The organism is Enterobacter sp. H2G27 (assembly GCF_054403075.1).
The window spans coordinates 2,321,221-2,340,604 of the sequence record NZ_JBSVSI010000001.1; the positions used below are offsets into that span (position 1 = coordinate 2,321,221).

15 protein-coding genes are annotated in these 19,384 nt (G+C 59.2%); 4 read left to right on the forward strand and 11 right to left on the reverse strand.

All coding sequences use genetic code 11. The features are described 5' to 3' along the window. Positions 1-3 precede the first annotated feature (3 nt). The 7 genes from ACW9E7_RS11010 to nasR all read right to left on the reverse strand — a co-directional run bounded on the left by ACW9E7_RS11010 (position 4) and on the right by nasR (position 12,319). On the reverse strand, positions 4-1,410 hold the full coding sequence (locus ACW9E7_RS11010; protein WP_458727772.1) for a YchO/YchP family invasin: 1,407 nt from the start codon (positions 1,408-1,410) through the stop codon (positions 4-6). A gap of 47 nt (positions 1,411-1,457) precedes the next feature. Then, entirely contained in the window at positions 1,458-3,983 is a 2,526-nt protein-coding gene (locus ACW9E7_RS11015) for a nitrate reductase (RefSeq protein ID WP_458727773.1), read from the reverse strand. Next, positions 3,980-7,966, reverse strand: coding sequence for a nitrite reductase large subunit NirB (nirB, locus tag ACW9E7_RS11020; protein WP_458727774.1), 3,987 nt, complete (start codon positions 7,964-7,966; stop codon positions 3,980-3,982). The genes ACW9E7_RS11015 and nirB overlap by 4 nt, the downstream gene beginning before the upstream one ends. A gap of 13 nt (positions 7,967-7,979) precedes the next feature. Further along, positions 7,980-8,768, reverse strand: coding sequence for an ABC transporter ATP-binding protein (locus tag ACW9E7_RS11025; protein ID WP_033145769.1), 789 nt, complete (start codon positions 8,766-8,768; stop codon positions 7,980-7,982). Positions 8,769-8,777: 9 nt separating this feature from the next. Then, positions 8,778-9,656, reverse strand: a complete 879-nt coding sequence (gene ntrB, locus ACW9E7_RS11030) for a nitrate ABC transporter permease (protein ID WP_127731329.1) — start codon at positions 9,654-9,656, stop codon at positions 8,778-8,780. 2 nt (positions 9,657-9,658) lie between these two features. After that, positions 9,659-10,906 (reverse strand): CmpA/NrtA family ABC transporter substrate-binding protein, encoded by a 1,248-nt coding sequence (locus tag ACW9E7_RS11035; protein ID WP_133294619.1) that lies wholly within the window; start codon positions 10,904-10,906, stop codon positions 9,659-9,661. A gap of 228 nt (positions 10,907-11,134) precedes the next feature. After that, positions 11,135-12,319 carry a nitrate regulatory protein NasR gene (gene nasR / locus ACW9E7_RS11040; RefSeq protein WP_458727775.1) on the reverse strand — a complete coding sequence of 395 codons (1,185 nt, stop codon included), beginning with the start codon at positions 12,317-12,319 and terminating at the stop codon, positions 11,135-11,137. Between the two features lie 72 nt (positions 12,320-12,391). On the opposite strand from nasR, the gene ACW9E7_RS11045 reads away from it, so the two are divergent. The 3 genes from ACW9E7_RS11045 to ACW9E7_RS11055 all read left to right on the forward strand — a co-directional run bounded on the left by ACW9E7_RS11045 (position 12,392) and on the right by ACW9E7_RS11055 (position 15,087). Beyond that, positions 12,392-12,745, forward strand: a complete 354-nt coding sequence (locus ACW9E7_RS11045) for a DsrE/DsrF/TusD sulfur relay family protein (RefSeq protein ID WP_008499522.1) — start codon at positions 12,392-12,394, stop codon at positions 12,743-12,745. Positions 12,746-12,851: 106 nt separating this feature from the next. Further along, on the forward strand, positions 12,852-14,636 hold the full coding sequence (locus ACW9E7_RS11050) for a methyl-accepting chemotaxis protein (RefSeq protein ID WP_458727776.1): 1,785 nt from the start codon (positions 12,852-12,854) through the stop codon (positions 14,634-14,636). Positions 14,637-14,847: 211 nt separating this feature from the next. After that, positions 14,848-15,087, forward strand: a complete 240-nt coding sequence (locus tag ACW9E7_RS11055; protein ID WP_111965917.1) for a DUF1883 domain-containing protein — start codon at positions 14,848-14,850, stop codon at positions 15,085-15,087. Positions 15,088-15,117: 30 nt separating this feature from the next. Here ACW9E7_RS11055 and ACW9E7_RS11060 read toward each other — a convergent pair whose 3' ends face one another. Then, entirely contained in the window at positions 15,118-15,813 is a 696-nt protein-coding gene (locus ACW9E7_RS11060) for a gamma-glutamylcyclotransferase (RefSeq protein ID WP_458727777.1), read from the reverse strand. 177 nt (positions 15,814-15,990) lie between these two features. Continuing rightward, on the reverse strand, positions 15,991-16,221 hold the full coding sequence (gene chaB / locus ACW9E7_RS11065) for a putative cation transport regulator ChaB (RefSeq protein ID WP_458727778.1): 231 nt from the start codon (positions 16,219-16,221) through the stop codon (positions 15,991-15,993). A gap of 270 nt (positions 16,222-16,491) precedes the next feature. Between chaB and chaA the strand changes: the two genes are divergently transcribed. Further along, complete coding sequence (chaA, locus tag ACW9E7_RS11070) at positions 16,492-17,592, forward strand: sodium-potassium/proton antiporter ChaA (protein WP_039024239.1); 1,101 nt, start codon at positions 16,492-16,494, stop codon at positions 17,590-17,592. 90 nt (positions 17,593-17,682) lie between these two features. Here chaA and kdsA read toward each other — a convergent pair whose 3' ends face one another. Continuing rightward, entirely contained in the window at positions 17,683-18,537 is an 855-nt protein-coding gene (gene kdsA, locus ACW9E7_RS11075; protein ID WP_104950756.1) for a 3-deoxy-8-phosphooctulonate synthase, read from the reverse strand. A 36-nt stretch (positions 18,538-18,573) separates the two neighbouring features. Next, the gene (sirB1, locus tag ACW9E7_RS11080; protein ID WP_024907069.1) at positions 18,574-19,383 is read right to left on the reverse strand and encodes an invasion regulator SirB1; all 810 of its coding nucleotides are present in this window, start codon (positions 19,381-19,383) and stop codon (positions 18,574-18,576) included. Between the last annotated feature and the right edge of the window lies 1 nt (position 19,384).

The following is a 19,384-nucleotide window of genomic DNA, read 5'->3' on the forward strand; positions in this document are numbered from 1 at the left end:
GAGCTACTCATCCGGCAGCAGCTTCCAGCGCGGATCGTCGTCAGGCAATGCGACCAGCGGCTGCACCACCGCAAGCGCGATCTCATTGGACGAGACGCGCTGGCCTTTCTCATCTTCCACCACCGCCGACAGGTGCCAGCGGTTTGTCGCCCCTTCGCTGTCATCCCAGGCAGGCATAATCACGCTCCAGCCGTCTGTGCTGTTGCTTTTCGCCGGTGACGTCAGGCTCAATGCCTGCGTATCCCCCTGCCAGTGGATCTGACGAATGCCGTGCGTGCTGCGGACCTGGAGCTTCAGCATGACGGTCTCGCCCCCTTTCAGATCCCACGGAGGCGTTGCCAGCCACACGGACAGCGTTTTGCGCTGACGGAACTCCATCACCGGCAGGCTATTGCGCTCCGGCGAGTCGTAGCGGCTTCCGCGCAGGGATCGCGTAGCGGCGACTTCACCGGCGGAAAGCTGTTTCACCAGCGGCACGCCAAAGCGATAGTTGAGCTTCAGCCCGAGGTTATTCTGGCTCTCGCCGCTTTCGCCCTGCTTATGCCCGGCAGTCAACGTGACCAGCGGGACGGGGGTGTAGTTAAGCCCCAGATTCACCGCTACCGGATTGTGGTAGCCGGTTCCGCTGTTGAAGAGATCGACGTTATCGCCAAAGTATTGCTCGAAGCTGACGCTGGTGTTCAGGTGATGGAACCACGGCAGCCAGGCTTTAGCGGTGACGTCATAGCCGCGCGCCATGCGCTGCTCCTGGAGGTCAGAGCGATCGCGCCAGCCGGCAAAGGGCTGATAATAGTTGGCTGACAGGCGCAGATTTTCCCCCCACGCTTCCGCGCCCAGCCCGGCACGCTGCAGGTTTTCATCCAGCAGGTTATCGTAAAAAGTGTTGTAACCCAGCAGCCATTTCCCGGCGACCCAGCGCTGGCCGATTCCAGCGTTACTCACCAGGCCATCCGTCTGCTGGGTCAGGCCAAGCTGGCTCCAGCTTAGATAACGGTTGTTATCATTCCACGGGATAAACCAGCTCCCGCTGCTGCCGTTAAATTTGCCATCGTTATCCACCAGTAAGTTCACGCTGGCGTTCCCCCAGGGCGAAAGCCAGGATTCAATCTGCTGGTTCACTTCGCCGCTTACCGCGTCGCGCACCTGGCCAAACGCGAACTGACGCGCCTGCTCGCCGGTCGTCAGTCCATTGTCGGTCATGCTGGCTTCACCAAAGGCTTTCGCCATTTCGGCCAGATGCTTCCCCCCCTCGCCGGTTGGCGCCGCCATTCCGAGGTCGGGCAGGTTATCCCCGTCGTTATCAAAGGGATTTTGTGCCTGCTGGATAAAGGAATTCGGCGCACCGTGAACGGCTCCGACCGTAAGAAGGGGGAGTAAAAACAGCAAACGAATGCGGGACGATACAGCCATCAACGTCGTCAATAAGAACCTGTGTTTATGAATAAACTCTTATTATGTTAACGCGATAAGCCCTGAAATGCAGTCCTGGCGGACATTTCAGGATTATCCTGAAACAGCCCTTTCAGCTCCGGCACGCAGGAACCACAGTTCGTACCACAGCGCAGCTTCGCCCCCAGCGCGTTGACGGAATCACACCCTCCGACGATCGCCTCCCGTATCGTATTCTCCCCGACGCTGAAACAGCTGCAGATGATGCGTCCCGGATCCGCATCCTTCCCGACGCTCTGTCCGTTCAGCAAGGCGTGGCGTTCTGCGAGAAGCACGGGTGGGGCTTGAAAAGCGGCTTCAATCACCGTATGCGCCAGCGCCGGTAACGCGGTGCCCTCCCAGAAGCCCAGCATCAGCTGGCCTTCATGCCAGGCCAGCACGCTGCTGCGTTCGCCGGTTTGGGCAACCTGCAGCTGCCAGCCCCGGACGCCGGCGTATTCCATTACCCACGACAGCAAAGGTTTATCGCACGCCACCGTCAGACGTGAGGCTTTGCGCCACCAGTAAACCGAAGAAGGCATTTCCGGCCATTCCCGGGCATAGAGTTCCCCCTGCCAGGCAGGCTGCCACGGCAGAATTCTGACCGCGGTTTGTTTACTCTCCGGCTGGCCCGAAACCGGATCGCAGCGCCCTTCCACCAGGGCATTCACCTTTCCCTGGCGGGCAAACTCAGCGTTCCAGTGCATCGGGGCAAACGCCTCGCCTTCCCGTATCCCATCATTGATTCGTACTCTGACGACCATCACGGCGCGCGGCGAGCTAATTCGCGCCAGCTGGCCGTCGCACAGGGAAAGCCGAACGGCGTCTGCGGGGCAAACCTCAACAAACGGTTCGGCGATATGCTGCATCAGTCTGGCTACGTATCCCGTTCGGGTCATGGTATGCCACTGATCGCGGATGCGCCCCGAGTTAAGAATCAGCGGGTACAACGCGCTGACCGTCGCACCGTGCGACAGAGGATTAACGGGAACAATGTTTCGACGCGGGAAATCCCCTGTCGGCCACTGATAAGGCTCAAGCTGATCCCACTCCTCACGGGTTAGTGCAGCCAGGTCATGAAGATTCAATGCCCGCGCGCCGTCATTTTCAAAGGTCGTCAGCGCCGCATGTTCGCAAAAAATCTCGTGCGGATGTTGCCAGGCAAAGGCCTCGCCGTAGCCCAGCCGCTTCGCCATCTGCGCGACCATCCACCAGTCCGGCTTCGCCTCGCCCGGCGCAGGCAGAAACGCGCGCTGGCGTGAAATGCGCCGCTCGGAATTGGTCACCGTCCCGTCCTTTTCTCCCCAGCCCAAAGCCGGAAAACGGATATGGGCGAACCGGCTGGTGTCAGTATCGTTCATCACCTCAGAGACCATCACCAGCGGGCAGCCCGCCAGCGCCTGACACACCGCGTGGCTGTCCGGCAGCGACACGGCAGGGTTGGTGCCCATGATCCACACCGCCTTCACCTCACCGCGGGCAATGGCGTCAAACAACTCCACCGCCATCAGGCCCGGCGTCTGCGCCAGCCGTTCCGTTCCCCAGAAACGCGCCACCCGCGAAAGATCGTCCGGCTCAAAGTTCATGTGTGCCGCCAGCTGGTTCGCCAGTCCGCCCACCTCCCTTCCTCCCATGGCGTTTGGCTGTCCGGTCAGCGAAAACGGGCCGCAGCCCGGACGGTTGAACTTCCCGCTGGCAAGATGAACGTTAATAATAGCGTTACACTTGTCGCTGCCGCTGGCGGACTGGTTGATACCCATGGTGTAGAGCGTAATTGCGCGAGGCGCGGTGATAAACCAGTCGTAAAAGGTACCAATGTCTTCTGACGGAAGATCGCAAAACGCCGCCACGCGGGCAATCGGCCACGCTTCGGTCCCCTGAATCAGATTGAGCAATCCTACAAACAGACCGGCGTCGCTGCCGGGGGCGAGCGCCAGATGCAGGTCAGCAATATCACAGGTGGCGGTTCTGCGCGGATCGATTACCACCACCTTCATCTGCGGGTTGTTGCGCTTCGCCTGCACCAGCCGCTGATAGAGCACCGGATGCGTCCAGGCCGCGTTTGAACCCACCAGCACCACCAGCTCGCTGTTTTCGACGTCCTCGTAGCTGCACGGCACCACGTCTTCGCCGAAGGCGCGCTTGTAGCCCACCACCGCCGAAGACATGCAGAGCCGGGAGTTGGTATCGATGTTTGCCGCACCGATAAACCCTTTCATCAGCTTGTTGGCGGCGTAGTAGTCCTCGGTAAGCAATTGTCCCGAGGCGTAAAACGCCACCGCCTGCGGTCCCCATGTGTCGATAATCTCCCGCAGACGCTCCCCTGCCGCGTTCAGCGCCTGCGCCCAGTCCACCTCAAGTCCGTCAACAACGGGGCGCAGCAATCGCCCCTGTAACCCCGTCGTTTCCCCCAGGGCCGATCCTTTCACGCACAGACGTCCCAGGTTCGCAGGATGGGTTTCATCTCCCCGAACGCTGACCGCTTCACCTTCCACGCTGGCAACTACGCCGCAGCCGACCCCGCAGTAGGGGCACGTTGTCCGGATTTCCGTCATGAAGCCTCCGCACGCATTACCAGGGCGTCGCTGCCAACCCATACCTTGCCGTTTTCAATTTTCACCGGCCAGGCGCGCACCGCGGGTTCGCCGTTCTCTACCTGACAGCCGTCGCGCAGGCGAATGCGCTGCTTATACAGCGGTGAAATCACCACCGGCTCGCCCGCCGCATCGCCAAGAATGCCGCGTGAAAGCACGTTCGCATTACCGCCCGGTTCCCGATCGTCGAGGGCGTAAACGGTTTTGCCAAAACGGAAAAGCGCAATCGGCTTACGTCCAAGCCGCGCACCGATGCCCGCCTGCTCGGGGATATCGTCGATGCCGCAAATTTCCTGCCAGCGCTTGCTTTCATCCGGCGCGGTGTCGTTCACCGTCGTGCGGAACAGCGCCAGCCGGTTGGGATCGTTAAGCGTTGTTTGCCATTCGCACTGATAGGTTTCCACCACCCGGGCCATCTCCTGCTCCAGCTCGTGGGCGATACCCAGGCTGTCGTTGAGGATCACCTCCCGCAGGTAGTCGAGACCGCCTTCCAGGTTATCCATCCAGGTGCTGGTGCGCTGCAGGCGTTCCGCCGTGCGGATGTAGAACATCAGGAAGCGGTCGACGGTGCGGATTAACGTTTCGTCATCCAGATCGCTGGCGAAGAGATCCGCATGGCGCGGCTTCATCCCGCCGTTGCCGCAGAGATAGAGGTTCCAGCCTTTATCGGTGGCAATCACCCCAACGTCTTTGCTCTGCGCCTCCGCGCACTCGCGGGTGCAGCCGGAGACCGCCATTTTGATTTTGTGCGGCGCGCGCAGCCCCTTGTAGCGGTGCTCAAGCCTGACCGCGAGGCCGGTGGAGTCCTGCACCCCGTAGCGGCACCAGGTTGAACCGACGCAGGATTTCACCGTGCGCAGGGATTTCCCGTAAGCGTGCCCGGTTTCAAACCCGGCCTCGACCAGCGCCTGCCAGATCATAGGCAGCTGTTCAAGAGTGGCGCCGAAAAGGTCGATACGCTGCCCGCCGGTAATTTTGCTGTACAGGCTGTAGCGTTTCGCAATCTGCCCGATGGCGATCAGCCCGTCCGCGGTCACTTCCCCCGCCGGCATGCGCGGCACGATAGAGTAGGTACCGTCTTTCTGGATATTGGCGAAGTAGCGGTCATTGGTGTCCTGCAGCGGCAGGTGTGCCGGTTTCAGCAGATACTCGTTCCAGCACGAGGCAAGCACTGACCCCACCAGCGGCTTACAAATTTCGCACCCGTGTCCCTGTCCGTAGCGGCTGATAAGCTGGTCAAAGGTGCGAATATGGTTGACGCGCACGAGGTGGTAAATCTCCTGGCGCGAGTACGGGAAGTGCTCGCAGATGTCCTTTTTCACCTCCACGCCCTGCTCCGCCAGCTGGAACTCCATCACCTGCTTCACCAGCGCGCTACATCCCCCGCAGCCGGACGCCGCTTTGGTGCACTGCTTAACGGCGCCGATATCCGTCGCGCCCGAGCTCACCGCCCGGCAGATATCGCCCTTGCTGACGTTATGACACGAACAGATTTGCGCGCTTTCCGGCAGCGCCGCCACGCCGAGCGCTTTCGGCGCGCTGCCTGACGACGCGGGTAATATCAGCGTTTCCGGCTCTTTTGGCAGGGCTATCCCGTTAAGCATCATCTGCACCAGCGTGGCGTATTCGCTGGCGTCACCCACCAGCACGCCACCGAGCAGCGTTTTGCCGTCGTGGCTGACCACGATTTTCTTGTAGATTTGCTGCGGACCGTGCGTCCACTGATAGCTCAGCGCCCCCGGCGTGCGCCCGTGAGCGTCGCCGAACGAGGCGACGTCCACGCCGAGCAGCTTGAGCTTAGTGCTCATATCCGCGCCGGCGAAGGTTTTATCCTCACCCGCCAGCGCGGCGGCGGCCACCCGCGCCATCTGATAGCCGGGCGCGACCAGACCGAAGATTTTCCCTTCCCACAGCGCGCATTCACCGATGGCCAGCACGTCTGGATCGGAGGTCTGGCAACCGTCGTCAATGCAGATCCCGCCGCGTTCGCCGATAGCCAGCCCGCAGCTGCGCGCCAGCGCGTCCTGGGGACGAATGCCGGCAGAAAAGACCACCATGTCCGTTTCCAGCTGTTCGCCATCGGCAAAGCGCAGCACCAGCCCGCCGTCCGCCGTGGCGATCTCCGTTGTCGCTTTACTGGTGTGAACGCCGACGCCCAGCGCCTCAATTTTCTTGCGCAGCATCATCGCGCCGTCGCCGTCGAGCTGGACCGCCATCAGGTTAGGCGCAAATTCCACCACGTGGGTTTCCAGCCCGAGCTGCTTCAGGGCATTCGCCGCCTCCAGCCCGAGCAGGCCGCCGCCAATCACCACGCCGCGGCGCGAGCCCGCCGCGTGCGCCGCAATGTTGTCCAGGTCGTCAAGGGTGCGGTAGACAAAACAGCCCGGCAAATCGTTGCCCGGCACGGGCGGCACGAACGGGTATGAGCCGGTCGCCAGTACCAGCTTGTCCCAGTGGGTTTCGTGCCCGCTGGCGGTACGCACCACGCGCGCGTCGCGATCGATAGCGACGATCTGCTGCGACAGGCGCAGCTCAATGCCGTTGTCGGCAAAGAAATTCCCCTCCACCAGCGAAAGCGACGCCGCGCTGCGGCCGCCAAAATATTCCGACAGATGCACGCGGTCATAGGCGGCATAGCGCTCCTCGCCAAAGACAACGATCTGATACTGCTGATGCAGATTGCGGTTAACGCAGTCTTCGAGGAAATGATGGCCGACCATACCGTGCCCAACCACCACCAGAGTAGGTTTTGTCATAGCGTTCTGTCCTGCAACCTGCGGTTGCGTAGTGAAACGATCGAACAGCCAGTCCGCGTGTGCGGGCGCAGCCGTTGCCAGTAAATCGGTAAATGTAGCCGCGCTGCGGCAGTCCCCCATCAGCAGCACGCCAGCCAGCGCCCCCTGATGGATCAGTAAACGACGATAGTGACGGGTCAACGGATCCCATGCGCTCCAGACCACGTCGCCCTCCTGCTCTGCCGCGCGACCGAGGCTGAACAGCTCCACGCCGGTCACCTTGAGGCGTACGCCGCTGTCAGTCAGGACAAACGGCGCGGTGACGTCCCCGGCCAGCCGCGCGGCAAGAATATCCGCCTGCGCCAGACAGGGGGCGACCAGGCCAAACGTCTGGCCGTCAATTTCGCAGCACTCGCCAATGGCGTAGACGTCCGGCTCGGAGGTTTGCATCTGGTGATCCACCACGATGCCGCGCGCGCAGCGTATGCCGCTGGCCTGCGCCAGCGCGACGCTGGGCTGCACGCCCGTCGCCAGCACCACGCGCGCGGCGGCGATACTGCGTCCGTTAAGCAGCGTCACGCTATCTCCGTTCACCGCTGCGATGCCAGAGACGAGCTCACAGCGCACGCCCCGCGCCGCCAGCGCCTCTTCCAGCAGCATTCCCGCCTGCCGATCCAGCTGCTGCTCCATCAGCCACGGACCGCGATGAACAAGCGTGACCTCGTCACCTGAACGCGCCAGCGCTGCTGCCGCCTCAACCCCGAGCACGCCGCCGCCCAGCACCACCGCCGGACCGACGATCGCCTGAATGGTCCGGGTATCTGCCAGGGTACGGAACGTGAACACATGCAGCGCATCGCAGCCGGGGATTGGCGGAATAAAGGGCGTTGATCCGGTGGCAAACACCAGCGCATCCCAGTCCAGCGTGCGGGCGGCGGTTTGCACTTCCCGCGTGTCCACGTTTACGGCGATCGCCTTTTCGCCCCGCAGCAACGTCACGCCGCGCGCCTGGTACCAGTCGTCATCCTGAAGACAGATGTCTGCAGCCTGCTTTTCACCGCCCAGCACCGGCGAAAGCTGGATGCGGTTATAGGCATGTTCCGGCTCGTCACCGATGACGGTGATAGCGAAACGACCTGCAGCACGCCCGGTGAGCGAGGCAATCAGCCGCGTAGCCGCCATGCCATTTCCGATAATGACCAGTCGCATCAAAGCCCCCTCGCTACGCCGCTTTTGGCTGCTTTTCATAGAGGAAATGAAGGATCTGCTGGCGCATGTGGTGATAGCGGCTGTCGTCCGCCAGCTGCACCCGGTTGCGCGGGCGCGGCAGATCGACGCGCAGGATCTCCCCGACGGTCGCCGCCGGGCCGTTGGTCATCATCAGCACGCGATCGGAGAGCAGCACCGCCTCGTCCACGTCGTGGGTAATGAGCACGATGGTGGTGTTCAGCGCCTGCTGGATCTGCATTACCGAGTCCTGCAGATGAGCGCGCGTTAGCGCATCGAGCGCGCCGAAGGGTTCATCCATCAGCAGCACTTTCGGCTTCATCGCCAGCGCGCGGGCAATACCGACGCGCTGCTTCATGCCGCCGGAGATCTCCCCCGGACGCTTGTGCAGAGCGTGCCCCATCTGCACGCGGTCGAGATTGTGTTCAATCCACTCCCGGCGCTCAGCCTTGCTCATGCTGTGGCGAAACACGTGATCTACCGCCAGGGCCACGTTGTCGAAGCAGGTGAGCCACGGCAGCAGCGAGTGGTTCTGGAACACCACCGCGCGCTCCGGCCCCGGCCCGGCGATTTCGCGGTTGTCACAAATCAGCCCACCTTCGGTCGGCAGGGTAATACCGGCGATGAGGTTCAGCAGCGTCGATTTGCCGCAGCCAGAGTGCCCAATCAGGCTCACGGTTTCGCCCTCGTGGATATCAAAAGAGACGTTCTGCAGCGCCAGAAACTCGCCGCTGGCGGTGGAAAAACGCTGGCTCACGGCCTGGACCTGAATTAATGGTTTCATGTTCGCTCCTTATTTTTCCTGCCAGCTAAAGCGCCGGGCGATCAGCATCAGCCCCTGCTCCAGCAGCAGCCCGACCACGCCAATGATGACGATGGCGATGAGAATGTTTTCGACGTTGAGGTTGTTCCACTCGTTCCAGATCCAGAAGCCGATCCCCAGCCCTCCGGTCAGCATCTCGGCGGCGACAATCACCAGCCAGGCGATGCCGATGGAGAGGCGCACCCCGGTCAGCACCGCGGGCAGCACCGCCGGGAAGAGAATGCGGCGCAGGATGGTCCACTCGGAAAGCTGCAGCACCCGGGCAACGTTGAGGTAGTCCTGCGGAATGCGGCGCACGCCTTCGGCGGTGTTGATCACCATCGGCCAGATAGAGCAGATAAAAATGGTCCAGCTCGACGCGGGCTCCGCTTTCTGGAACAGCAGCAGGCCGATGGGCAGCCAGGCCAGCGGGCTAACCGGGCGTAACAGCGCGATCAGCGGGCCGAACATGCGCGAAAAAAAGGTGAAGCGGCCAATCAGGAAGCCGAGCGGGATCCCGGCGAACGCGGCCAGGCCAAAGCCCACCGCCACGCGCTGTAATGAAGCGAGCACGTTCCAGCCGATGCCCATATCGTTAGGCCCGTCGCGATAAAACGGATCGGCAAACAGAGTAATGGCGGAATCGAGCGTGCTGAGCGGCGTCGGGAAACCTTTGCTGTTAATCGCCGCCAGCTGCCACAGCACGACCAGCAGTCCCAGACCGATTAACGCCGGAATGATGCGTTGAATGATCGCGTTAATCCGACGCGCAAACGTCGGCGTACGGCGGCGAACCTGCACCGGAGGGAGGACAATCACCTCCCCACTCTCTGGCGTATCTGGTGATTTCGTCTTTTGCAGATGCTGCATAATCAGGCCCCTTTACGATGAATGGCGAAACGGCTGGCGTATCCTTCCGGGTCGGTACCGTTCCAGACGGTGCCGTCCATCAATGTGCTGCTGCGTAATGGTGAAGTCGGTGTGGTGATGCCCCCCACCGCCGTGGCGGCATCCTGCCAGACAGCGGTCTGGTTAATGCGCTGTGCAATAGCCGCGTAGTCCGGCGCGGATTTGAGCAAGCCCCAGCGGCGGAACTGGGTTAAGAACCACATACCGTCGGAGAGATATGGGTAGCTGACGGCCCCCTCGTTGAAGAAACGGATCGGGTGCGCGTCCTGCCAGCGCTGGCCCAGGCCGTTGTCGTACTCGCCGAGCATTCGCCCGGTGAGAAACTGTTCCTTGCAGTTGAGCCACGCCCGGCGGGAGAGGATCCGCGCGGTCTCGCGCTTGTTTTCCGGGGAGGCTTCGATCCAGCGTGCGGCCTCCAGCACCGCGCTGACCAGCGCCCGCGCGGTGTGCGGGTTTTTCTCCACCCAGTCGCGACGCGTGCCGAGGATTTTTTCCGGATGGTCGGCCCAGACAGACTGTGACGTCGCGGCGGTAAAGCCGATGCGGTCGTTAATCGCCCGCGCGTTCCACGGCTCGCCGACGCAAAAGCCGACCATGTTGCCAATGCGCATGTTCATCACCATCTGCGGCGGCGGCACCACCACCGTGCGCACGTCGTCAAAGGGGTTAATGCCCGCGCTGGCCAGCCAGTAGTAGAGCCACATGGCGTGCGTCCCGGTCGGGAAGGTGTGCGCGAAGGTGTAGGTGCCGGGCGCCTGCTGACCAATTAGCTTTTTCAGCCCGTCAAGGTCTCGAACGCCCTTCTCCGCCAGATCGCTGGAAAGCGTAATCGCCTGGCCGTTCTGATTAAGCGTCATCAGGTTTGCCATCTGCTGCGGCTTGCCGGCAATGCCCAGCTCCAGGCCGTACAGCAGGCCGTAGAGAATGTGCGCGGCATCAAGCTCGCCCGCCACCAGCTTGTCGCGCACCGCCGCCCAGCTCGCCTCTTTGGTGGGCACGATGGTAATGCCGTATTTTTTATCAAAGCCTTTCAGCGCCGCGATAACCACGGGCGCGCAGTCTGTCAGCGGGATAAACCCGATGCGCACTGTTTCCTGCTCCGGTTTATCCGAGCCTGCCGCCCATGCGGCCTGCATAATACCCGGTAACAGCATTGCGCCACTCGCCAGCATGCTGGCCTGCAAAAAACGCCGTCTCGACAAATCCGCCATGACCACTCCTGAATAAAAACCAAAAAAAAGCGCCCACGATGCCGAAGCACCAGTGGACGCCTTTATCCCGAAGACGAATGCACCGCCGTTGGCGCATCGTCAAAAATGGTTAATCTGATAATGCAAAGCGAATGCCAGGTTTTAACACGCGGTTTTCGCGGTGTATCCCGCTTTACTCCTCAGGTTTACGCACCTCAATCAGGCACAAAATGCCCGCTAACCGTGCAGCTACTCCTTTGGTATTACCTGCCACAAATTCTTCACCATGAGCAGCGCGCGGGCGATATCCACCATCCTTTGGTTCTTATCCATCGCCATTTTGCGCAGCGCCGTCCAGGCCTGTTCCTCACTCATATTCTGGTGGGTCATCAAAACGCTTTTCGCTTTATCTATGACTTTGCGCTCTTCAAGCGTATCGCGCAGCGACGCAAGCTGGCGCGAGAGCTGTTCTATCTCACGCGCCTGCTGGCGTACCAGGGTGAGCAACGGTTTTTCCGGGTACTGTATCAGCGGATCGTCCTGCTCATCGGCGGGAGGCACGTACTCATCGTTACGGTAAATACGCTCGTCCACCGCCGTCATCAGATCGGCGATGAGCGTCTCCTCCAGCGCGCGCAGATGCTCAAGGCGCGCGGTTTGCAGCGCAAACCAGGCCAGTGCGGTATGGCCGTTATCGGCGGCGGGCTGGCGGGTGCAGGCCACCCTTCGTAGCTGCTCCGTTTCACGATCGGGCTGGCAGTTTAAGGCAAAGGTGGCCTGTACCTCAGCGTGGCTGTGCGAGAGAAAGATTTCAAAGCAGGCCTGCTGCCCATCGATGCGGTCAACCAGCCTCTGGCGAGTCACATCATCGAAAAAACCCTGCGTGAAGCCAATCGCCCCCAGCGCCCGCTCCTGTCCCGCCAGCTCTTTCCCCTGCATCAGGCTATACAGGGCGACAAAACGCCCGGCTATTTGCGGATCGTCAATGCTGTCATTAAGCTGCGGTACGATACTGAGCAGATGGCGAAGCATGCGGGAGTAGTGTTCCATCGCCTGCGGTGCCGTTACCGTTTGCTGAATAACTCCGTCGCGCAGCGCGGGAAGCATATCCAGGCTCAGGAGCGCGCCGCCGATGCGTTCACAGACGGCACTTCCCGGAATCGGCGACTGTGTTTCAAGAATGCCGTAAAGGGCTGCGAGGTTTTCATCCACCAGCGCCCGGCTGGCTTTGCATTCGGGGGCGTAAAGCTTACCCTGTGAGCAGAGCCAGACGTTGGACGCCCCGCGCTCGCACTGTAACATGTGCACCAGTTGGCTAATGCCGTGCACAAGCTCGCCAAGCTGTGCCAGCTTGCTGAGCTGCTCCCGGCGCATCATCTTTGCGCGCTCGAGCCATTCGGCAGCGCCTGGCGAAATGCCAGCCATTAATGTCATGCTTTCTCTCCGGAACAGCGAAACTCGGGAATGCTAAGCAATATTCGTGCCTTTATAAGAACAGGAGTCAACATGCAAAAGATTGTGATCGTCGCCAACGGTGCGGCCTACGGCAGCGAATCCCTTTTTAACAGCCTGCGCCTGGCGATTGCGCTGCGTGAAAAAGAGAGTGACCTCGCGTTACGACTCTTTTTAATGTCGGACGCGGTCACCGCGGGGCTGAAGGGACAAAAACCGGCCGAGGGCTATAACATTCAGCAGATGCTGGAGATCCTGACCGCGCAAAACGTACCGGTGAAGCTTTGCAAGACCTGTACCGATGGCCGCGGTATTACCGGTCTGCCGCTGATTGATGGCGTAGAGATTGGTACGCTGGTTGAGCTGGCCGAGTGGACGCTGTCCGCGGATAAAGTATTAACTTTTTAATAATAAACCCGTAAAAATATTATTTTCTTATGGACGCGGTTTCAGCATCAAGTTTACCTGCGGGGTTGCCGATAGGCATGGAAACAACACAGCAGGTATTTCACTTATGTTCAGATCGATTCGTGCACGCATCATCGCGACGACGGCAGGCTGTCTGGTCGTCGCACTTCTCCTTAATACCGTTATTAACTTCCAGGTCACGCGCCAGGATAACCAGCAGTCCCAGCGCGATATTCTGACCAGCACCAGCGCCAGCCATAACATGGCGATTGCCGACTGGGTAAAAAGCAAGATGGCGGTGATCGCCTCCGCGCAAACCGTTGCGCTGAGTGAAGACCCGGTTCCGGTGTTTAAACAGCTTGCGCAGGCGGGTGGCTTCACCAACGTCTATGTTGGCTACGCCAGCAAAACAGCGAAATTCTCTGAACCGGCGGGTGTCCCGGCGGACTATGACCCGACTATCCGCCCGTGGTATCAGCAGGTGGTCAGCACGGACGGTCCGGTTGTCACCGCGCCCTACGTTGACGCGGGGACCGGCAAACTGGTGGTAACCTTCGCCGTGCCGGTAAAAGAGAATGGTACGCTGAAAGCGGTGGTGGCGGGCGATGTGGCGATGGACAGCGTGGTGGCTAACGTGCGCGGGATCCATCCAACCCCGGCCAGCAGCGGGTTGCTTCTGAACAGTGACGGCAGCGTGATTGCCGCTAACGATCCGGCGCTCACGCTTAAACCATTCGCTGAGACGATCAAAGGCATTGATTTTGCTGCGCTGAAAAGCGGTAACCTCGTCGACGGAACGCTGAACGGCGCTGAAAAAACCTTCGTGGCGACAGCCGTGCCGGGCACAAACTGGCTGTTAGTCGTCGCGCTCGACAACGGTGATGCCACCTCCGGCATGCGTTCTCTGCTTAAAGCCTCGGCGATTTCGCTGGTGATCCTGGCACTGCTGAGCGCGGCCATTGTGCATTTCCTGATTGCCCGCCTGCTCAAGCGTTTGTCAGACATTCGCGACGCGATGCACAACATTGCTAACGGGACTAACGATCTGTCCCAGCGCCTGCCGGACAACGGCGAGGACGAGGTTGCGCAGATTGCGCAGGCCTTTAACGCCTTCAGCGATAAGCTGTCGGTGGTGATGGTGCAGCTCCGTGATGCCAGCGAATCGGTTAAAAACGCTGCGCAGGAGATTGCCGCCGGTAACCAGGATCTTTCCGGACGTACCGAGCAGGCCGCATCCAGCCTGCGCGAGACGGCCAGCGCCGTGGAGCAGATCACCGCCTCCGTGACCCAGTCGAACGAATCGGCGGCAGAAGCGAATGACCAGGCGAGCAAAGCCTCAGCGGCCGCTGCGCGCGGCGGCGAGGTGGTATCCCAGGCGATCAGCACTATGCAGTCCATCGAAGTCGCGTCGGCTAAAATTGGCGATATCACCAGCGTGATTGACGGCATTGCTTTCCAGACCAACATTCTGGCGCTGAACGCCTCCGTCGAGGCGGCGCGTGCGGGTGAGCAGGGACGCGGGTTTGCCGTGGTGGCGGGCGAAGTGCGTAACCTGGCGAGCCGCAGCGCCCAGGCGGCGAAAGAGATCAAATACCTGATTGACTCCACCACCGACAGCGTGGCGACCGGCTCCCGCTACGTGCATCTGGCCGGGGAAAGCATGGATGAGATCCGCTCCAGCATCGGCAGCGTCTCCGGTATCATGCGCGAAATCTCCATCGCCACCAGCGAGCAGATGAAAGGGATTCATGAGATTAACCACGCGGTGACCCATCTCGACAGAATGGTTCAGCAGAACGCCGAGCTGGTCGTGCAATCCGCCGCCGCTGCGGGCGCCCTGCAGAGCCAGGCGGGCGACCTTGCTGAAACAGCCGGTCATTTCCGCATTTAATTTTCTGGCGGCGCGCGTTTAGCGGGTAAAACGCGCGCCAGCTGAAATTTTGAGGAATTTTGTCATTTTTGTTTAATCGTTATGCCATTTTTTGATCAAAATCAGCATCCCACCCCCTCCCCTTTGGTGTTATGCCATGAGTGAATTGTGAACAACATCACGCTCGGATATGGCTGCAGGGAGAGCGTTGTTTAAGACTACGGGGTAAAAAATGGCACTGGTAAAAACAAGTTTGAAGCTGTTTGGCGGGGATACGGTGGTGGTGCGTTGCTCAGAACGCTGTCGTATTCATCTGATGAGTTCGAAAGCACAAAAACAGTCCCAGGCGGATATTCTCACCGTACAGGATGATAAGGCCTGGCTTACAGTGCCCTACACCGGCACATGGGATGTGCTGATTGACAGCCACAGTCAGTCTCTGGAGCATTCCATCAGCTACGTGGCAGCATAATATTAAACGCCCGGCAAGCCGGGCGTAATATCAGGCAAAACCCGGTTGCAGCGTGCCGTTGAGCGGGTTCCCTTCCAGCAACGCCTTCACCTTCACCACCAGCTCATTCAGACAATCGTCCTGCATGCCGAGGCGGGTCAACTCCTGATCGAGGGAGAAGAGATACTGCGCGTTGGTACCCAGCGGTCCGCTGGCAGCGGCTATTAACGGAGCAATCACCTGCGTGCGGGTATCCGCTTCATACAGCGGATGGCGCGGGTCCATGATAAACACCAGCGCATTGACGGTGCGTCCGTCGTCCAGTTCCAGCTTGCACCAGCTTGGCATGTAGCAGCCGGTGATCATCTCGCGCTTCCAGAGCAGCGTAAGCTCCTCTTCCAGCGTGGCATCCGGCAGGCGATACGCCACGCCAGTGGTGCGCCCGCCCTCTTTCAGTGCAAGCATGCGCCCGGGCTGGCACGCGCTGCCGCGTCCGGCCGTCAGACGCAGGCAAAATGCGCGGTGCCAGCCAGGCAGCGTTCCCGTTGCCGATTCGACAAATTCGAGCGCCGGGTTCCACATCAGGGAACCGTAGCCAAAAATCCATACCGGGCCATCATCCGGGCGGCAGGCAAGCGTGGCAGCGAGCGACGCCGCACGTTGTTCAGCTGACCAGAGAAGCGATTCCTCAATAGCACCAAATGCCGTCTTACAATCTGCCTTCATTAAGAAATCACGCGTTAACACTTTCCACCTCCGCCACTGCATGCTTCCTTGCGACATCTGTAATTCGCCTTCCCGGCCTTAGGTGCTGGTCATTTTGCCAGCAGTTGAATAACGATAAGCAATTAGCGGACCAGTTGCAATACAACGGCAGTTCAACCGCCTGAAAAGTCAAAATGAAGGTAGCGAATTATTTCACGGCTATTTCTTTTTATGCCATTTATCGTCGTCTCCTTTTTCATATTCATGTTTTACGGCGGCCCAGGCGACTTTGTGGGCCGTCTCTTCACGGCTGGCATCATCCCGGCGATCTTCCTTGTCTTTGTATTGATCCCAGGCGCTGTTAAACGCCTCTTTATAGATATCCTGCGCGTGAGCGGGCAGCACGTTTTGCACGTTATTGGGTAATTCGCGTTTCGTTTTATATGGCATCACTCACCTCTCTTTTGCTTAAAGAGATAAGTGTGGACGACGATATGCCAGCGTGCCACCCGGCCTTAATTTATGGATTAACATTACATGTAATTAGTTGTTATTTAATAAATATTATGTGAAAGCTGTCAATTACAGGAGTCAGGAGTTAAATTTATGAAAAAGGGTAAAATTAAGTAAAAAATTAAGGGTATTTAACAGAGATCTGTTAATTTAATGCCCTCAAAAATCTATCTATAATTACAAGCACCTGCATTGATGGAGAAGCACATGACAGCAACACACGAGGCGGTAAAGACCCGCCACAAGGAGACGTCACTCATTTTCCCGGTTCTGGCACTGGCTGTGCTGCTCTTCTGGGGAAGCAGTCAGTCACTGCCAGTGGTGGTTGGTATCAATATTCTTGCCCTGGTCGGCATCTTAACCAGCGCATTTAGCGTCGTTCGCCATGCGGACGTCCTGGCCCACCGTCTGGGCGAGCCGTATGGTTCTTTAATTCTCAGCCTTTCCGTTGTTATTCTCGAAGTTAGCCTGATTTCCGCGCTCATGGCGACCGGCGATGCCGCGCCGACGCTGATGCGCGATACGCTTTACTCGATCATTATGATTGTGACGGGTGGTCTGGTGGGCTTCTCTCTGCTGTTGGGTGGGCGTAAATTCGCGACCCAGTATATGAACCTGTTTGGCATCAAACAGTATCTGATTGCCCTCTTCCCGCTTGCCATTATCGTGCTGGTCTTCCCGATGGCGCTGCCGGGTGCAAACTTCTCCACCGGTCAGGCGCTGCTGGTCGCGCTGATTTCCGCCGCCATGTACGGCGTGTTCCTGTTGATTCAGACCAAAACGCACCAGAGCCTGTTTGTGTATGAGCATGAAGACGACGGCGACGACGATGATCCGCACCACGGTAAGCCGTCGGCCCACAGCAGCGCGTGGCATACGGTTTGGCTGATCGTACATCTGATTGCGGTGATTGCCGTTACCAAGATGAACGCTAACCCGCTGGAGACGCTGTTAACCGAGCTGAACGCGCCGGTGGCGTTTACCGGCTTCCTGGTGGCGCTGCTGATCCTTTCCCCTGAAGGGCTGGGCGCGCTGAAAGCGGTGTTGAATAATCAGGTGCAGCGCGCAATGAACCTGTTCTTCGGCTCCGTGCTGGCGACGATTTCACTCACCGTACCGGTGGTGACGCTGATTGCCTTTATGACCGGTAACGAGCTGCAGTTTGCGCTGGGTGCGCCGGAGATGATCGTGATGGTAGCATCATTGCTGCTGTGCCAGATTTCGTTCTCCACCGGGCGCACCAACGTGCTGAACGGAGCGGCGCATATGGCGTTGTTTGTTGCGTATCTGATGACGATATTTGCGTAAGAGTGGGCCGGTGCAGGCTGATGCCCCCACCCTAACCCTCTCCGCCAGGGAGAGGGAGGCATAAAAAACCCGCCGAAGCGGGTTTTTTTATTATTTGCTGGTATCCAGCTCGTCGAAGCTCTTCACCAGATCGTCAATCGCTTTGATCTGTTTCAGGAACGGCTCAAGCTTATCCAGCGGCAGCGCGGATGGACCGTCGCATTTTGCGTTATCCGGATCCGGGTGCGCTTCAATGAACAGGCCAGCCAGGCCGGTTGCCATACCGGCGCGCGCCAGTTCGGTCACCTGAGCACGGCGGCCGCCGGACGCGGCGCCAAACGGGTCGCGGCACTGCAGAGCATGGGTCACGTCGAAAATCACCGGAGACTGGTTAGAGACGTTCTTCATTACGCTGAAGCCCAGCATATCCACGACCAGGTTGTCGTAACCGAAGTTTGCACCACGGTCGCACAGGATGACCTGATCGTTACCACCTTCGATAAACTTATCGACGATGTTACCCATCTGACCCGGGCTGACGAACTGTGGTTTTTTTACGTTGATCACGGCACCGGTTTTCGCCATCGCGGCAACCAGGTCGGTCTGGCGAGCCAGGAATGCCGGGAGCTGAATCACGTCCACCACGTCTGCCACCGGCTGCGCCTGGGAGGCTTCATGCACGTCGGTGATCACTTTCACGCCAAACGTCTGCTTCAGCTCCTGGAAAATTTTCATACCCTCTTCCAGGCCCGGGCCACGGTAAGAGTTGATGGAGGAGCGGTTGGCTTTGTCAAAAGAGGCTTTAAACACGTACGGGATGCCCAGCTTCTGGGTCACGGTCACGTAGTGTTCGCAGATACGCATGGCGAGATCGCGGGATTCCAGCACGTTCATGCCGCCAAACAGTACGAACGGCAGGTCGTTTGCTACCTTGATATCACCAATGCTAACCACTTTTTGTTTCATAGGATCGCCTTATTCAGGTGTGAATCGGAATTAAGATTAATGCAGTGTAATTTGTTTGTGCGAGATCGCGTTGATCTGCGCACGAATCATTTCGCTAATGGGGTCTTCCGGGCACTGCTCGACGAAATAGCTCAGATCGTTCAGCGCCACGTGCTCGCAGTCGAGCTGGGCATAAATCAGCCCTCTGTCGCGGATTTCGTACGGATCTTCCGGGTTGAACTGCAGCAGTACTTCACTGGCGCGCAACGCCAGCTCCATCTGACGCTCTTCCATTAACGCGGACTTTAGCGTGTCCAGCAGCTTACGAATGACCTCTGCGTTATCCGCCTCGTCGAGATCTTCGTTGAAGAGTTCAGCCACCGGGCTAATATTGCCTTTCAGCCATACGTCCAGCGTATGTTCATCCAGCGTGTCGCCGTTGAAAGGATTAATGAGCCACATTTCGCCGTCCAGCCACTCAGCACGCAGGATCATCTGCGTCGGGAAAATGACCGGGACCAGCGGAATATCCAGACGGTGCGCGACCCATAGCAAAATAGAGCCCAGCGCCACGGCGCTGCCCTGACGATTTTTTAAGACCTGGTCCAGCCATAATGCGTCAGACAGGCGATACACGCCCCGCGTGTCGCAGAAACCCCATTCGCCGTAGAAAAGCTCCAGCAGCTTCTCTAATTGCCAGTCTTGCGGGCGAGCCTGATTAATCTCTTCACGCGCCAGGCTGACCAGATTCTCCAGCTCATCGTAGACAAACTGCGACGTAAAATCGTCGCGAATCATCTCTGAAATCAGGATCATGCCATCGCAAAGCGGCACTTTATTAAATTCGAAATCGGCTAAGGACCTCATG

Bases quoted from the DNA above. Each gene is read 5' to 3' on its own strand.
- ACW9E7_RS11010 (WP_458727772.1), bottom strand. From the start codon at position 1,410: ATGGCTGTATCGTCCCGCATTCGTTTGCTGTTTTTACTCCCCCTTCTT.
- ACW9E7_RS11015 (WP_458727773.1), bottom strand. From the start codon at position 3,983: ATGACGGAAATCCGGACAACGTGCCCCTACTGCGGGGTCGGCTGCGGC.
- nirB (WP_458727774.1), bottom strand. From the start codon at position 7,966: ATGCGACTGGTCATTATCGGAAATGGCATGGCGGCTACGCGGCTGATT.
- ACW9E7_RS11025 (WP_033145769.1), bottom strand. From the start codon at position 8,768: ATGAAACCATTAATTCAGGTCCAGGCCGTGAGCCAGCGTTTTTCCACC.
- ntrB (WP_127731329.1), bottom strand. From the start codon at position 9,656: ATGCAGCATCTGCAAAAGACGAAATCACCAGATACGCCAGAGAGTGGG.
- ACW9E7_RS11035 (WP_133294619.1), bottom strand. From the start codon at position 10,906: ATGGCGGATTTGTCGAGACGGCGTTTTTTGCAGGCCAGCATGCTGGCG.
- nasR (WP_458727775.1), bottom strand. From the start codon at position 12,319: ATGACATTAATGGCTGGCATTTCGCCAGGCGCTGCCGAATGGCTCGAG.
- ACW9E7_RS11045 (WP_008499522.1), top strand. From the start codon at position 12,392: ATGCAAAAGATTGTGATCGTCGCCAACGGTGCGGCCTACGGCAGCGAA.
- ACW9E7_RS11050 (WP_458727776.1), top strand. From the start codon at position 12,852: ATGTTCAGATCGATTCGTGCACGCATCATCGCGACGACGGCAGGCTGT.
- ACW9E7_RS11055 (WP_111965917.1), top strand. From the start codon at position 14,848: ATGGCACTGGTAAAAACAAGTTTGAAGCTGTTTGGCGGGGATACGGTG.
- chaB (WP_458727778.1), bottom strand. From the start codon at position 16,221: ATGCCATATAAAACGAAACGCGAATTACCCAATAACGTGCAAAACGTG.
- chaA (WP_039024239.1), top strand. From the start codon at position 16,492: ATGACAGCAACACACGAGGCGGTAAAGACCCGCCACAAGGAGACGTCA.
- kdsA (WP_104950756.1), bottom strand. From the start codon at position 18,537: ATGAAACAAAAAGTGGTTAGCATTGGTGATATCAAGGTAGCAAACGAC.
- sirB1 (WP_024907069.1), bottom strand. From the start codon at position 19,383: ATGAGGTCCTTAGCCGATTTCGAATTTAATAAAGTGCCGCTTTGCGAT.